This is a genomic window from Frigoribacterium sp. CFBP 13605, assembly GCF_014839405.1.
GTDB lineage: Bacteria > Actinomycetota > Actinomycetes > Actinomycetales > Microbacteriaceae > Frigoribacterium.
Window position 1 is genome coordinate 1 of the sequence record NZ_JACYNS010000025.1, and the last position, 14,509, is coordinate 14,509.

Annotated in this window: 15 protein-coding genes and 1 tRNA gene; 4 read left to right on the plus strand and 12 right to left on the minus strand. The window is 69.8% G+C overall.

All coding sequences use genetic code 11. The features are described from left to right. Nucleotides 1-84: 84 nt before the first annotated feature. From IFT36_RS07550 to IFT36_RS07570, 5 genes are all read right to left on the minus strand, one after another. Entirely contained in the window at nucleotides 85-924 is an 840-nt protein-coding gene (locus IFT36_RS07550) for a carbohydrate ABC transporter permease (protein ID WP_043592933.1), read from the minus strand. Beyond that, the gene (locus tag IFT36_RS07555; protein ID WP_082460311.1) at nucleotides 917-1,912 is read right to left on the minus strand and encodes a carbohydrate ABC transporter permease; all 996 of its coding nucleotides are present in this window, start codon (nucleotides 1,910-1,912) and stop codon (nucleotides 917-919) included. Before IFT36_RS07555 ends, IFT36_RS07550 begins: the two co-directional genes overlap by 8 nt. Nucleotides 1,913-1,991: 79 nt before the next feature. Further along, nucleotides 1,992-3,317 (minus strand): ABC transporter substrate-binding protein, encoded by a 1,326-nt coding sequence (locus tag IFT36_RS07560; RefSeq protein WP_123570513.1) that lies wholly within the window; start codon nucleotides 3,315-3,317, stop codon nucleotides 1,992-1,994. A gap of 180 nt (nucleotides 3,318-3,497) precedes the next feature. After that, nucleotides 3,498-4,646 (minus strand): Gfo/Idh/MocA family protein, encoded by a 1,149-nt coding sequence (locus IFT36_RS07565; protein WP_056046529.1) that lies wholly within the window; start codon nucleotides 4,644-4,646, stop codon nucleotides 3,498-3,500. Beyond that, nucleotides 4,643-5,386, minus strand: a complete 744-nt coding sequence (locus IFT36_RS07570) for a sugar phosphate isomerase/epimerase family protein (RefSeq protein WP_200412797.1) — start codon at nucleotides 5,384-5,386, stop codon at nucleotides 4,643-4,645. The genes IFT36_RS07565 and IFT36_RS07570 overlap by 4 nt, the downstream gene beginning before the upstream one ends. A 217-nt stretch (nucleotides 5,387-5,603) precedes the next feature. On the opposite strand from IFT36_RS07570, the gene IFT36_RS07575 reads away from it, so the two are divergent. Then, nucleotides 5,604-6,794: an ROK family transcriptional regulator gene (locus tag IFT36_RS07575; RefSeq protein WP_056046530.1), complete on the plus strand. Its 1,191-nt coding sequence runs from the start codon at nucleotides 5,604-5,606 to the stop codon at nucleotides 6,792-6,794. 88 nt (nucleotides 6,795-6,882) lie between these two features. Next, nucleotides 6,883-7,617, plus strand: a complete 735-nt coding sequence (locus IFT36_RS07580; protein WP_249407988.1) for a YqaJ viral recombinase family protein — start codon at nucleotides 6,883-6,885, stop codon at nucleotides 7,615-7,617. Here the strand turns inward: IFT36_RS07580 and IFT36_RS07585 are convergent. Continuing rightward, nucleotides 7,599-8,240 (minus strand): Pr6Pr family membrane protein, encoded by a 642-nt coding sequence (locus tag IFT36_RS07585; protein ID WP_200412798.1) that lies wholly within the window; start codon nucleotides 8,238-8,240, stop codon nucleotides 7,599-7,601. The two genes, IFT36_RS07580 and IFT36_RS07585, sit on opposite strands and share 19 nt — an antisense overlap. Nucleotides 8,241-8,369: 129 nt before the next feature. On the opposite strand from IFT36_RS07585, the gene IFT36_RS07590 reads away from it, so the two are divergent. Further along, the gene (locus IFT36_RS07590; protein WP_369794389.1) at nucleotides 8,370-9,356 is read left to right on the plus strand and encodes an NADP-dependent oxidoreductase; all 987 of its coding nucleotides are present in this window, start codon (nucleotides 8,370-8,372) and stop codon (nucleotides 9,354-9,356) included. A gap of 55 nt (nucleotides 9,357-9,411) precedes the next feature. On the opposite strand, the gene IFT36_RS07595 is transcribed toward IFT36_RS07590, so the two are convergent. The 6 genes from IFT36_RS07595 to IFT36_RS07620 form a co-directional block, all read right to left on the minus strand. Beyond that, nucleotides 9,412-9,948, minus strand: a complete 537-nt coding sequence (locus IFT36_RS07595) for a GNAT family N-acetyltransferase (RefSeq protein WP_056046534.1) — start codon at nucleotides 9,946-9,948, stop codon at nucleotides 9,412-9,414. A 122-nt stretch (nucleotides 9,949-10,070) separates the two neighbouring features. Then, nucleotides 10,071-10,760 (minus strand): 50S ribosomal protein L1, encoded by a 690-nt coding sequence (gene rplA, locus IFT36_RS07600; RefSeq protein WP_043592944.1) that lies wholly within the window; start codon nucleotides 10,758-10,760, stop codon nucleotides 10,071-10,073. 100 nt (nucleotides 10,761-10,860) lie between these two features. After that, nucleotides 10,861-11,292, minus strand: coding sequence for a 50S ribosomal protein L11 (gene rplK / locus IFT36_RS07605; protein WP_043592945.1), 432 nt, complete (start codon nucleotides 11,290-11,292; stop codon nucleotides 10,861-10,863). Nucleotides 11,293-11,400: 108 nt separating this feature from the next. Further along, the gene (nusG, locus tag IFT36_RS07610) at nucleotides 11,401-12,495 is read right to left on the minus strand and encodes a transcription termination/antitermination protein NusG (protein WP_173151329.1); all 1,095 of its coding nucleotides are present in this window, start codon (nucleotides 12,493-12,495) and stop codon (nucleotides 11,401-11,403) included. A gap of 95 nt (nucleotides 12,496-12,590) precedes the next feature. Further along, entirely contained in the window at nucleotides 12,591-12,872 is a 282-nt protein-coding gene (gene secE / locus IFT36_RS07615; RefSeq protein ID WP_043592949.1) for a preprotein translocase subunit SecE, read from the minus strand. 84 nt (nucleotides 12,873-12,956) lie between these two features. After that, a tRNA-Trp gene (locus tag IFT36_RS07620) sits at nucleotides 12,957-13,029 on the minus strand. Between the two features lie 233 nt (nucleotides 13,030-13,262). On the opposite strand from IFT36_RS07620, the gene IFT36_RS07625 reads away from it, so the two are divergent. Next, nucleotides 13,263-14,465 (plus strand): pyridoxal phosphate-dependent aminotransferase, encoded by a 1,203-nt coding sequence (locus tag IFT36_RS07625; protein ID WP_056046539.1) that lies wholly within the window; start codon nucleotides 13,263-13,265, stop codon nucleotides 14,463-14,465. The last annotated feature ends 44 nt before the right edge of the window (nucleotides 14,466-14,509 follow it).

Below are 14,509 nucleotides of genomic sequence, written 5' to 3' on the forward strand. Positions count from 1 at the left end.
CGCCTCCTCGGCTCGGCGCTGCCCGGCCGGCCGGGCCGGCGGTGGCGCCCACCGGCCCCACCGCCGTGGCCACGGCCGGCTCGGTCACTTCACGGCCCCCGACGACAGTCCGGTGATCAAGTGTTTCTGCACGAGCATGAAGCCTATGAGCACGGGCAGCGAGACGACGACCGAGGCGGCCATGAGCTGGTTCCAGTAGACGTCCTGCTGCGAGGCGTAGGCGCGGAGGCCGATGGAGAGCGTGCGCGTGTCCTTGCTCGTCAGCACCGAGGCGAAGAGCACCTCGCCCCAGGCCGTGATGAAGGCGTAGACCGCGACCGCGATGATGCCCGGCTTGGCGACCGGGATGATCACGCGGAACAGGGCACCGAGGCGACCCGTGCCGTCGATCATCGACGCCTCCTCCAGCTCTTTCGGGATCGACGCGAAGTAGCCCGTCAGCATCCAGATCGAGAACGGCAGCGAGAACGTCATGTAGGTGATGATCAGGCCGAGGTAGCTGCCGGTCAGCTGCACGCCGACCGTGCGCTGGATCTGCACGAAGATCAGGAACAGCGGCAACAGGAACAGGATGCCCGGGAACATCTGCGTCGACAGCACGACCAGGCTGAAGCTGCGCTGGCCCTTGAACCGCAGGCGGGCCAGTGAGTACGCGGCGAGCACGGCCATGGCCACCGACAGCACCGTCGCCGAGATCGTGACGATCAGGCTGTTCTTGAAGTACGACGCCAGCGGAACCGTCTGCCAGATCTGCACGTACGGCTCGAGCGTCACCCGGCTGGGGATCCAGGTGAACAAGCCCTGGACGTCGGCGAGCGGCTTGATCGACGTGGTCAGCACCACGTAGAGCGGGACGACCACCACGAGCGACAGGAAGGCCAGCCCGAAGAAGCGGAAGACCTTGAACCCACGGGTCTCAATCATCGTGTTGTCCCTTCGGCAGAACCATGCGGATGTAGAACGCCGACGCGATCAGCAGCACGACCAGGAGCATCACGCTCATGGCACCGCCGAGGCCGAAGTTCCAGTTGTTGAACGACTGCTGGTAGATCAACGGCGAGATGAGCGTCGCCTGCTCGGGCGACGCCGGGCCGAAGAGCACGTAGGGCACGTTGAACTGGTTGAAGATCCACAGGCTCATGATCAACAGCAGCACGGCGTTGGCCGGCTTGACCATGGGCAGGGTGATCTGGGTGAACTGCTTCCAGAGGCTGGCGCCGTCGAGGCTCGCGGCCTCGTAGACGTCGCCCGGGATGTTCTGCAGCGCGGCGAGCAGCATCAGGAAGGCGAAGGGCCAGAACTGCCACGCCGTCACGATGACGATGGCCCAGAACGAGTTGCCGCCGAGCAGCCAGAAGGGGCGGTCCTGCAGGATGCCGAGGTCGTCCACCAGGAAGCGGTTGATGGCCCCGTCGCGCTGGTTGAACATGAAGGCCCAGGCGATGGTGCCGACGTACGACGGCAGGGCGTAGGGCACGAGGAAGAGCGTGCGGAGGATGCCGCGGCCCTTGAACGAGCTGGTCAGGAGCACCGCGCCGAGCATGCCCATGCTCCAGGCGATGGCCACCACGATGACGGTGAACATCAGCGTGCGCCCCAGGGCCCCGTACAGCTGGCCGGCGATGGGCGAGGACGGGTCGAGCGCGGTGACGAAGTTCTGCAGGCCGACGAAGGGCGCGTTGACCCAGTTGGCGATGCTGAGCTGGTTCAGCGTGATGAACGCGATCCAGATGCCGAGCACCATCGGGACGATGTGGACGAGCAGTTCGGCCAGGGCGGCGGGCGCCACCAGGAAGTAGGCGAGCGGCGATCGGTGCTTCTTGCGCTTGGCCGGCTCGATCGGGGCCTGCTGGTGCGGGTCGGGCGGGAGGTCTTTCTCGGCGGTGGCGGGGGGCAGGACGTTGACGGTCATGAGGGTCCTCTCGGGGCCTGGGTGGCGGGGGCGGCCGGTCGATCGGACCGGCCGCCCCCGTCACGGGCGGTGGGACGGGCTACTGACCCGAGCTCATCTGGCTGTTCGCGTCCTCGAGGGCCGACTTGACGTCGGACTCGCTGACGGAACCGCCCTGGGCTGCGGTGGCGAGGAGGTTCTTGATCGCGGTGCCGACCAAGGTCTCCATCTGCCCCTCGGAGGGGTAGAGGGGCATGGGCTGGGCGTGGTCCTCGAGGATCGTCTGCTTCAGCTTGATCGTGTCCGACTGGAACGCCGGGTCGTCGTACGCGCTCGTGACCACGGGCAGCGAGCTGAACGCCTTGTTCAGGTACACCTGCTCGGAGTCGCTCGTCAGGTGCTTGACGAAGTCGATCGCCGCGTCCTTGTTGCCGCTGTTCTCGAAGACGCTCACGTTGATGCCGGCCACGTGGCTCTGGGTGCCCAGCAGACCGGTCGCGTCGGCGGACTCCATCGGCACGGGTGCCGCGGCGTAGTCGGTGAAGTCGCGGGCCGAGAGGTTCGCGTCGGGGGCCTGGTCGAAGAACATCGCGGCCTTGTCGTCCGCGAACGTCGCCGCCATGTCCGAACCGTTCACGCTCTCGGCGTCGGACGGTGAGACCACCTTGTCGACCGCCATCAGGTCGACCCACTCCTTGACGCCCTTGACGACGCCGTCGTTGCCGAAGTCGGGCTCGCCGTCCTCGTCGTACAGCGCGCCTCCGTTCTGCAGGCCCCGGACGAACGCCTGGTGGGCGTTGTTCGAGATGCTCGACCCGGCCATGGTGACGCCCCACTGGTCGATCGTGCCGTCGCCGTCGGTGTCGACCGTCAGCTTCTTGGCGTCCTCGACGAACTCGTCCCAGGTGGCGGGCGGGGTGGTGATGCCCGCGGCCTCGAACATCTTCGTGTTGTAGTACAGCGAGTACGACAGCCCGTAGAGCGGGATCGACGTGGGTGCCTGACCCTCGGCACCGCCGGTGGCGAAGCTGGACTGCACGAAGCGGTCCTGGCCACCGACCTGGTCGAGGGCGTCGCCCTCCCAGGGCACGAAGGCACCGCTGGACTGCAGCGACACCGCCCAGGTGTTGCCGATGTTGAGGACGTCGGGCCCCTCGCCGCTCGAGACGGCGGTGAGGATGCGGTTGTAGAGGTCGGACCACGGGATGACCTCGAGGTCGACCTTGACGCCGGTCTCCTCCGTGTAGCGGTCGATGCTCTCCTGCAGGATCTCGGCGTCCTTCTCGACCGTCGGAGCCTGGTTGCTGGCCCAGTAGGTGATCGTGTCGGCGTCGCCGCTGCCGCCCGAGGCGCTGCAGGCGGTCATCGATCCGACCGAGAGGGCTCCGACCGCGAGGGCGGCGAGCCAACGGAACTTCGTTTGCATGACTTCTCCTGGTGTCTCTTCTTCGAGATTTCTCTTCATCGAGTGAGGGAAGGGGTGGTGCGGGGGTTCGTGGTGCTGTGGTGACTCCGGTGGTACGGGTAGTGCGGGTGGTGCGCTCAGGGGGTGGACGGGTCGGGAGGCGCGGTGCCGGCGTCGAGGAGGCGCCGGCACCTCACCGGATCAGCCGAGGGTCGGGACGGAGGGGTCCCAGCTCTCGGGCAGCTCGGGCGTCGGCTCGAGGGTCGAGTCGACACGGACGCTCTCGTCGCGTTCGGCGGACTCGGCCAGCGAGACCATGACGTCGAGGACGTGGAAGGCGAGTTCGCCGGGCACGCGCTCACGGCGACCCTCGCGGATGGCCTGGGCGAGCTCGGCGACGCCGGTGCCGCGGGTGAAGGTCGAACCCGTGGCCGCGACGACCGCCGGCTCGTCGGTGCCCGTGTGGACCGTCGTGTCGCCCTCGAACTCGTTCGGGTCGGGGAACACGGCCGTGCCCTCGGTCCCGGCGATCTCGACGAAGCCGGCGCGGGCCAGCTTCGAGTCGAAGCTGAAGACGGCCTGCGCGCTGGCGCCGCTCTCGAACTGCAGCAGGGCGCTCACGTGCGTCGGCACCTCGACGGGGAAGACCGTTCCGGCCTTCGGCCCCGAGCCGATGACCCGGCTGTCCCGGGCCTTCGACGCCGTGGCCGTGACCTTCGCGACGGGTCCGAAGACCTGCACGAGCGTGGTCAGGTAGTACGGGCCGACGTCGAACATCGGTCCCGCGCCGTAGGCGAAGAGGAACTCGGGGCTGGGGTGCCACGACTCGGGGCCGGGCACCTGGAAGAGCGCGAGGCCGGTCAGGGGCGTGCCGATGTCGCCGCGCTTCACGACCCGCAGTCCGGTCTGCAGACCGGCGCCGAGGAACGTGTCCGGGGCGACGGCCACGCGGACGCCCGCCTCCTTCGCGGCGGCCAGCAGCCGGGCACCGCTCTCGCGGTCGAGGGCGTAGGGCTTCTCTCCCCAGACGTGCTTGCCCGCGGCGACGGCCTGCAGCGCCACGTCGACGTGGGCCGCCGGGATCGTCAGGTTGACCACGATCTCGACGTCGTCGAGGGCGAGCAACTCGTCGACCGTGCCGCTGGCGGGGACGCCCCACTTCTCGGCCTGGGCCGCCGCGCGGGCCTGGTCGATGTCGGCGATGAAGAGCACCTCGAGGTCGGGGAACTGCGTGAGGTTGCCGAGGTACTGGTCGCTGATCACGCCGGCGCCGATGACCCCGACGCCCACCGGGCCGGTCTTGCCGTCGGAGGCGACGGCGGGCCGCGAGGCCGTCGTCACGTCGGTCATGCGCGGACCCCCTGCAGGAACTCGAGGCTGTCGGCGAGCGCGGTGAACACGTCACCGGCGTGGTCGTCGAGTTCGACGACGGGGGTGGCCTGACGGGCCGCCTGCAGGATGTCGCGGACGGGCATCGACCCGCGCCCGACGGCGACCTGCTCGACGTCGTTCTTGTTCTTCGGGCCGTCCTTCACGTGGAGGAACTGCACCTTGTCGCCGAGGCGGGCGAGCAGCTCGGCGGCGTCGACGCCGCCGACCTCGACCCAGTAGGTGTCGATCTCGAGCACGACGTTCGCGGGCAGGGCCGCGGCGAACACCTCGAGGGCGGGGGTGCCGTCGATCAGGTTCTCCAGCTCGAAGGCGTGGTTGTGGTAGCCGATGGTGAGGTCGTGGGCGGCGGCCGCGTCGGCGATCTCGCCCAGCTCCTTCGCGATCGCCTCGACGTCCTCACGGGTGACCCAGCGGGTCTCGTCGATGTGCGGGTCGATGATCGTGCCGACGCCGAGACGGGTGGCGGCGGCGAAGATCGGCTCGACGTCCTTGCCGATCAGGCCGACGTGCGCGCTGGGCGCGGTGAGTCCGGCGGCGGGCAGGGCCTCGGCGTACTCGTCGACGCGGTCGACGAAGGCGTACGGCTCGACCTGGGTGTAGCCGAGGTCGGCGATTCGCTTCAGGGTGCCGGGCAGGTCGGCGGCGATGGCGTCTCTGACCGTGTAGAGCTGGACCGAGATCGGGCTTGCGGTGGTCACCAGGGGTGTCTCCTCTTCCGAGTGGATGTGCGACGGCGACGGGCACCGTCGGGGACTCTCAGCGGTCGAGCCGTCGACCGGTCACCCCCGGAAGAGTGGCGGTCGGCGTCGACCGAGACTCACCATAGGACCGCTTCTGTCGACCCGCAAGCAAAAGTCGACCTTTTCTCGGCGGGGTTCTCTCGGGCGTCGCCGAGGGCTGTGGTTTACTGCTGCCATGTCCGACACGACGAGGTCGTCTGCCCTCGGCAGCACCGGAGCCAGCGAGATCTTCCAGCTGCTCCGCGACGGCGTGCCGCGCACCCGGGCCGAACTCGCGGCGATGACGGGCCTCGCCCGGTCGACGATCGGCCTGCGCCTCGACGTCCTGGCCGAACTCGGTCTGGTCGGCCCCTCCGCAGACGCCGTCTCGACGGGTGGCCGCCCTCCCTCTCGCGTGGCGCTCATCCCCTCGGCGCGCGTCGTCCTGGCCGCGGACTTCGGAGCGGGCCACGTCAACCTCGCCCTGACCGACCTGATGGGCGTCGAGCTGATCAGCGACCGTCGCCTGATCGACATCGCCGACGGTCCCGAGACGACCCTCGCCGGCATGGTGACCGGGGCGGACGCCCTGCTCGACCGGCTCGGTCGCACCCGGGACGACCTCATCGGGGTCGGGATCGGCCTGCCGGGCCCCGTGCAGTTCAGCACGGGTCGACCGGTGAACCCGCCGATCATGCCCGGCTGGGACGGCGTCGACGTGCCGGGCTGGGTGAGGCGCCACCTCGACGTGCCCGTCCTCGTCGACAACGACGTCAACATCATGGCCCTCGGCGAGCGCAGCCACGCCTGGCCGGGCACCGACCACTTCCTGTTCGTCAAGGTCGCCACCGGCATCGGCTCGGGCATCATCTCGGGCGGTCGCCTGCAGCGCGGCGCCCAGGGCATCGCGGGCGACATCGGCCACGTGCAGATCCCCCGCGGCGCCGGCGTCGTCTGCCATTGCGGCAACGTCGGGTGCCTCGAGGCCGTCGCCTCCGGCCCGGCCCTCGCCCGCTCGCTGCGGGCCCTCGGCCACGACTGCGAGGGTGGCCGCCAGGTGGTCGAGCTCGTCCGGGCCGGCAACGTCGACGCGGTGCAGGCCGTCCGCCAGGCGGGTCGCGACCTCGGCGAGGTGCTGACCGCCTGCGTCAACATGATCAACCCCTCGGTCATCGCGATCGGCGGCTCCATGGCGCAGGCCGGCGAACACTTGCTGGCCGGCGTGCGCGAGGTCGTCTACCAGCGGTCGATGCCGCTCGCGACCGAGCACCTGAGCATCGTGCCGTCCCGGGCGGGCGATCGGGCGGGACTCATGGGCGCGAGCATGCTCGCGATCCACCACGCCCTCTCCCCCGCGGCGATCGACGAGCTCGCCGCCGCCGTCTGACCGCGGGCTCCCGGTGCTCGCCGCTCCGCCGCGACACGAGGAGGCGCGGGTGTCGTCCTCGCGCCCCCGGCGAGGGAGAATGGTCACCATGACCGTCGTCCAACCCATGCTCGCCCTGTGGGACGACGACGAGCCGACGACCCCCGCCGCGCCTCCTGCGCACCTGACGCGCGTGCTGGCCGACTCGTCGGACCGCATCGCATGGCTGCGGGCTCGCAGCCAGGGCATCACGGCCACCGACGTCGCCCGACTCTCGAGCCCGCGCGCCGTGCAGGCCGTCGTGCTCGACAAGTTGTACGGCAACGGTTTCGGCGGCAACGCCTACACCGACCACGGGCGGGCGCGTGAGCCCGAGATCGCCCGGTGGGTGCTGCAGAGGCACGGCATCGAGTCCAGCCAGAAGCTCTTCCACGCTGCGGGTCAGCGCCGACACCTGGCCACCCCGGACGGCGTGACCGTCCGCACCGACGGCACCGTCGAGCTGTGCGAGATCAAGACGACGAAGAAGGCCTGGTCGTCGATCCCCCGCTCGTACCTGCGTCAGGTGGCCTGGCAGCAGTACGTGCTCGGCGCCGAGCGCACCCTCGTGGTGTGGGAGCAGCACACCGACTTCGTGCCCCTGCACGGTGACCCGCAGTGCCGCTGGGTCGAGCGGGACGAGGACGAGATCCACCGTCTCGTGGCCCTCGCCGACCAGGTGCTCGACACCCTCGCACGACAGGCGCCGGTCGACCCGTTCGCGCCGGGCGGTCGGGCGTCGGCGCCGCCACCGCCCGACGCCTACGAGGCCTACGAACCCCCGCCCTACGATCCGTTGCGCTGAGTCACGCGCCGATCCGGGTCGACGAGGCGCAGGCGCGACGCCGCCACGACGAGCGCCCCGATCAGGGCGACCGCGACGGCGATGCCCACGCACCAGAGCGCCACGACGCCCCCGCCGAGGGTCGCCACGTCGAGGAAGGGGTACGGCACGAAGTCGGCGCCCCGAGCCAGGACGACGACCACCCAGATCAACGGGAAGGCCAGGAACTGCCACAACCGCCGCCAGGGCTGGCGGTCGCGGTCGGCGAAGAGCACCCAGTCGAGCACGACGTAGAGCGGGATCACCCGGTGGAACACGTCGCTCGCCCACCCCACGGTGTACGGGTCGTTCGAGGGCAAGCCCGCCAGCAGCAGGTTGAAGACCAGCCCGGTCAACGCGATGTACGTGGTCGCCGCCGCCCGCACCGCGACCGTCCACCGGGGCGGCGTCGTCCGGCGCAGCACCGTGAACGCCCCGGTCGCCAGGGCCAGAAGCACGATGAGGTTGCTCTGGATGGTGAAGTACCCGAAGAAGTCCACGAACCGGTACCCCGGGTCGCGCAGGCTGTTCTCCCACTGGGCCACGACGGCGACGAGGACCGCGACCGCAGCCGCGACGCGCAGGACGGCGACCGATGCTCTCATGTCCACACCGTACCCATCATCGTTTCCCTCTCGGTGACACCCGCGAAACACGGGTGACTCATCCGTCCCGTTGACTGACCTGACCACCGCGCCGGAGCCACGGCGCACACGAGCCGACAGGGGCCGCCGATGGACACGACGATGCAGACGACGATGCGGGCGATGGTGATCGAGCGGACCGGCGGGCCCGAACAGCTCGTCGCCGCCGACGTGCCCTACCCGCGACGGGTCAACGCCGAGGTGCTCGTGCGCGTCGTCGCCGCCGGCGTCAACCGCTTCGACCTGGAGACCCGGGCCGGTCGCGGCGACAGCGACGCCATCCCGGCGTTCCCGGCCGTGCTGGGCCACGACTTCAGCGGCGTCGTCGTCGAGACGCCCTACGCGGCGCATCCACTGAGTCCGGGCGACGCCGTCTACGGCATGGCCCCGTGCCCGCGCTCCGGTGGCAGCTACGCCGAGTACATCAGCGTCCCGTCGCTGTCGGTGGCCCGGAAGCCCACCACCCTGTCGCACCTCGAAGCCGCCGCGGTGCCCCTCGCGGCGCTCACGGCCTGGGGGATGGTCGTCGACGTCGCCAAGGCCCACGAGGGCCAGCGCCTCCTCATCAACGCCGGCGCGGGCGGGGTGGGGCACTTCGCGGTGCAGTTCGCCTCGTACTTCGGCGCACACGTCGTCGCGACCGGCTCGCAGGCCAACTCGGCCTGGCTGCGGGAGCTCGGGGCCGCCGAGGTCGTCGACTACGGCGCGGCCGACGTCGACCGCAGCGTCCGTCAGGTCGACGTCGTGCTCAACCTGGTCGACGACGACGTCGAGGCCGACCGGTCGCTGAGGTTGCTCCGACCCGGTGGGCTCGCCGTCCACGCACCGCTCGCCTCGGGGGCCGCCTTCGCCGAGAAAGCCGCGCAGGCAGGCGTCCGGTCGACCGGGTTCGCCGTCTCCCCCGACGGCGCCACGCTGGCGGTCATCTCGCGACTGCTCGACTCGGGAGACGTCCGGGTCTACGTCGACGAGGTCTACGACCTGGTCGACGCCCGTGACGCCCATGCTCGCCTCGAGCGGTCGCACACCCGCGGCAAGCTCGTGCTGCGCGTCACCGACGACACCGAGGCCGCCTGACCCGGCCTCCGGACCCGGCCCCCGGACCGGCCGCCGTGGCCCGACGCGACCCCGCCTAGATCCGACGCTCGAGGACGAAGTCCTGCTGCAGGTCGTCGCCGAGGGCGAAGGTCTTCGTCCCGACCTTCACGAGTCCGTGCTTGGCGTAGAAGCGAAGCGCCCGTTCGTTCTGCTGGTTGACCCCGAGCCACACCGAGGAGGCGCCGGTCGCGCGGGCTGCCTCGAGGGTCGCGGCCATCAGGGTCGAGGCCGCCCCCGTGCCGTGCCCCTGCGGCATGACGTAGAACTTGCTCAGCTCGACGGTCGGCCGGGACGAGACGGCTGCGGCGACGTCCGCGTCCTCGGGATCTCCCGCGATCATCATGCTGTAGCCGAGGGCCCCCCGGGCCGTGGGGTCGACGGCCAGCAGGACGGTCCGGGTGTCGTCGGCGAGGTAGCGCGAGAAGGCCTCCTCGGACAGCACCGTGGTGACGACCCGGGCGATGTCCGCGAGGTCCGACCCGGGCGGGCAGGCGAGCGGGAAGGTCACCGCGGCGACCTCGGCGAGCAGGGGGGCGTCGGTCGGGAGGGCAGGGCGCACGGTGACGGTCATCTGCCCATGGTGCCCCACCCGCGCCTCCCCGCCCGACCACGGACGGGAGCCGACGACGAAGGCCGCCCCACTCGAGAGTGGGACGGCCTTCGGGCGACGCAGTGCCTGGGAGGTCTGAGGACCTAGAAGACGTTGATGTCGAGGGGGATGCCGGGACCGAAGGTCGTCGACAGCGTGCCCTTGGTGATGTAGCGGCCCTTGGACGAGGACGGCTTGAGGCGGACGACCTCTTCGAGGGCGGCGTCGAGGTTGGTGTTCAGCTGCTCTTCCGAGAAGCCGGCCTTACCGATGACGAAGTGCACGTTGCTGTGCTTGTCGACACGGAACTCGATCTTTCCGCCCTTGATGTCGTTGACGGCCTGCGCGACGTTGGGGGTCACGGTGCCGGTCTTCGGGTTGGGCATGAGGCCGCGGGGGCCGAGCACCTTTCCGAGACGACCGACCTTGCCCATGAGCTCGGGGGTCGAGACGGCCGAGTCGAACGACGTGTAGCCGCCCGCGACCTTCTCGATGAGCTCGTCGCCACCGACCTCGTCGGCACCCGCGGCGATGGCCGCCTCGGCGGCGGCACCCGTCGCGAACACGATGACGCGGGCGGTCTTGCCCGTGCCGTGCGGCAGGATGACGGTGCCGCGCACCATCTGGTCGGCCTTGCGGGGGTCGACGCCGAGCTTGAGCGCGACCTCGACGGTCGAGTCGAACTTCTTCGAGCCGGTCTCGCGAGCGACGGCCACGGCCTCGCTGGTGCTGTAGAACTTGCCTGCCTCGATCTTCTCGGCAGCGGCGCGGTACGCCTTGGACTTCTGAGCCATGTTGGACCTCTTCGTACTGGGGACGTGGTTGCGAGCCTGGCCGGCTCTCCCACTGATGTCAGGGTCGTGCAGGCGGGTCGCCTGCACGGAGGGGTGCTGCTTAGGCGTCGACCGTGATGCCCATGGAACGGGCGGTGCCGGCGATGATCTTCGCCGCGGCGTCGATGTCGTTGGCGTTCAGGTCGGCCTGCTTGGTCGTCGCGATCTCGCGCACCTGGTCCATGGTCAGCTTGCCGACCTTGGTGGTGTGCGGGGTTCCCGAACCCTTGGCGACGCCGGCGGCCTTCTTGATGAGCTCGGCGGCGGGCGGGGTCTTGAGGATGAACGTGAACGAGCGGTCTTCGTAGACCGTGATCTCGACGGGGACGACGTTGCCGCGCTGCGACTCGGTCGCCGCGTTGTACGCCTTGCAGAACTCCATGATGTTCACGCCGTGCTGACCCAGGGCCGGGCCGATGGGCGGGGCGGGGTTCGCGGCGCCGGCGTTGATCTGAAGCTTGATCAGACCCGTGACCTTCTTTTTCGGTGCCATTGTTCTTTTCCTTCTTGTGGGGTTCGAACCGATCGCGGTCGCGACCTGCTCTCCCGGTGGCCCGCGGCGCGGACTCCGGTGATCTGTAGACCTGGGGGTGGGTGCCTGCTAGAGCTTCGTGACCTGGTCGAAGCTGAGCTCGACCGGCGTCTCGCGCTCGAACAGCGAGACCAGCACGGTGAGCTTGCCGCTCTCGGGCTTGATCTCGTTGATCGTACCGGGAAGTCCGGCGAACGACCCCTCTTTGATCGTGATCGTCTCGCCGATCTCGAAGTCGACCTCGGCGGGGATGACCCGCTGGGCCTGCTTGCCACCCTTGGCGCCGCCCTTGGCGGGCGCCGGGGTCGTGTCGACCTGGACGAGGCTCTTCAACATGTTGAAGGCCTCTTCGAAACGCAGCGGCGTCGGGTTGTGGGCGTTGCCCACGAAGCCCGTGACCCCGGGGGTGTGGCGGACGACGGACCAGCTGTCCTCGTTGAGGTCGAGACGCACGAGCACGTAGCCGGGGATGCGGACGCGGGTGACGAGCTTGCGCTGCCCGTTCTTGATCTCGACCACGTCCTCCATGGGGACCTCTACCTGGTAGATGTAGTCCTCCATGGTCATCGAGACCATGCGGTTCTCGATGTTCTGCTTCACGCGGCGCTCGAAGCCGGCGTACGAGTGGATGACGTACCACTTGCCGGGCTTGCCCCGCAGCTCGTAACGGAAGGCCTCGTAGGGGTCGACCTCGGCGGGCTCGTCGTCCTCGACCTCGGTGGCGGACACGTCGACGTCGACGTCGTCGTGCGCGATCTCGGCGTCGGCGTCCTGGACGGACTGCTCGGCCTCGGCGATGACGGCGTTCGCGGCGGGGGCGTCGCCCTCGTCGGCCGCCTGCTCGGCCTCGGAGTCGGCCTCGTCGTCGGTGGCCTCGACGGCGGCCTCGGCCTCGAACTCGTCGTCGATGTCGAGGGCGTCGTCGACGATCGCGTCGGCCTCGGGGTCGCGTGCCTCGGCCAGCGTGTCGAGCAGGCCGTCGAGGTCGCTCGTGTCGGTCGAACCGGAGTCGCCTTCGTCGACGACCGAGAGGGCCTCGGACTCGGCGGGCTCGACGGCGTCCTCGTCGGCGGCCAGCGTGCCGCCCTCTTGGGCCTCTTCGACCTCGGAGGACTGCTCGGCAGCGGTGGCGAGGTCGATGTCGTCGCGCTCGTTGTCAGGCAAGGGTTCTTCTTTCGATCGGGGTTGTCGGGTGCTCGTGCTCGGTGGCACGGGACCCGCTCACGTGGTGCTCGGGGAGTCGGCCGGTGGGTGACGCGTCAGCTGCCGGTCGGGCCGTTGCCGAAGACGTAGCCGACGCCGGTGCCGAACACCAGGTCGAGCAGGGAGACGAGGGCCATCATGATGACCACGAAGACCAGGACGACGCCGGTGTAGCTGAGCAGCTCTTTGCGGGTCGGCGTGACGACCTTCTTGAGCTCGGCGATCACCTGGCGGATGAACAACGCGATGCGGGCGAAGGGACTGCGGCGCGTCGCACCGTCGCTCTTCGCCTTCTCGACGACGTCTTCACTGGGGACGTCAACGTCTTTTCTCGCCACTGTTCCGACCTTCCGAGCTCGGCCCGTGGGCCTGTGTCCGTATCTGTGTGTGATCACCGTGTCATGAAGAACACAGCCGGGCTGCAGGGCGGACAGGACTCGAACCTGCAACCTGCGGTTTTGGAGACCGCTGCTCTACCAATTGAGCCACCGCCCTATGGGATCGACGCCCTTCAGATGACCTCTCGGCCGGACCCGGAGGCCCTGCCTCTCGCAGTCGGCTGTTGGTGAACCGGACTGCAGAGGCGCGCTGAAGCTTGGCGCATTCGATCGCCTCGTCAAGTGTAGGCGAAGCGGCGGGCGCGTGCAAAGCCGGGCGCCGCGGGGTCCGACGGACCGCCGACGGGCGCACCCGTCCGGGCCGGTCACACCCCCGCTAGGCTGACCCGCGTGACCCCGACCGCGCGCCGTCTCTCGTCCCGTATCTCGTCGATCGCCGAATCGGCCACGCTGGCCGTCGACGCGAAGGCCAAGGCCCTGCTGGCACAGGGCCGACCGATCATCAGCTACGGCCCGGGCGAGCCCAACTTCCCCACGCCCGACCACATCGTCGACGCGGCCGTCGTCGCCGCCCGCGACCCGCGCAACCACCGCTACTCGGCCGCGGCCGGCCTGCTCGAACTGCGCGAGGCGATCGTCGAGAAGACCCTGCGCGACAGCGGCACCACGGTGTCGACGTCGCAGGTGATCGTCACGAACGGTGGCAAGCAGGCCGTCTACCAGGCCTTCCAGGCGCTGCTCGACGACGGCGACGAAGCCCTCCTGCCGTCGCCCTACTGGACGACCTACCCCGAGGCCATCGCCCTCGCCGGCGGAGTCACCGTCGAGGTCTTCGCCGGTGCCGACCAGGGCTACAAGGTCACGGTCGACCAGCTCGAGGCCGCCCGCACCGAGCGCACGAAGGTGTTGCTGTTCTGCTCGCCGTCGAACCCGACGGGCGCGGTCTACTCACCCGACGAGGTCGAGGCGATCGGTCGTTGGGCCCTCGAGGCCGGCGTCTGGGTGATCACCGACGAGATCTACCAGAACCTCACCTACGACGGGGTGACGGCCGTCTCGATCACCGAGGCCGTGCCCGAGCTGGCCGACCAGGCGATCCTGGTCAACGGCGTGGCCAAGACCTACGCGATGACCGGGTGGCGGGTCGGCTGGATGATCGGCCCGACCGACGTGGTCAAGGGTGCCGCGAACCTCCAGTCGCACCTCACGTCGAACGTCTCGAACGTGTCGCAGCGGGCGGCCCTGGCGGCCCTCACCGGACCGCAGGACGAGGTCGAGGCCATGCGGGTCGCCTTCGACGCCCGACGCAGCACCATCGTCCGCGAGCTCAACCGGATCGACGGCGTCGTCACCCCCACCCCCGAGGGAGCCTTCTACGTCTACCCCGACGTGCAGGGCCTGCTCGGTCGCGAGTGGGGAGGCGTCACGCCCACCACGTCGCTCGAACTCGCCGACCTCATCCTCGAACAGGCCGACGTCGCCACCGTGCCCGGTGAGGCCTTCGGGCCCAGCGGGTACCTCCGGCTGTCCTACGCCCTCGGCGACGACGAGTTGCTCGAGGGCGTCCGCCGCCTCCAGCGCCTGTTCGCCTGAGGCCGCGACCCCCGTCCCGAGGCCGGGTCCACCGATCGGTGGAC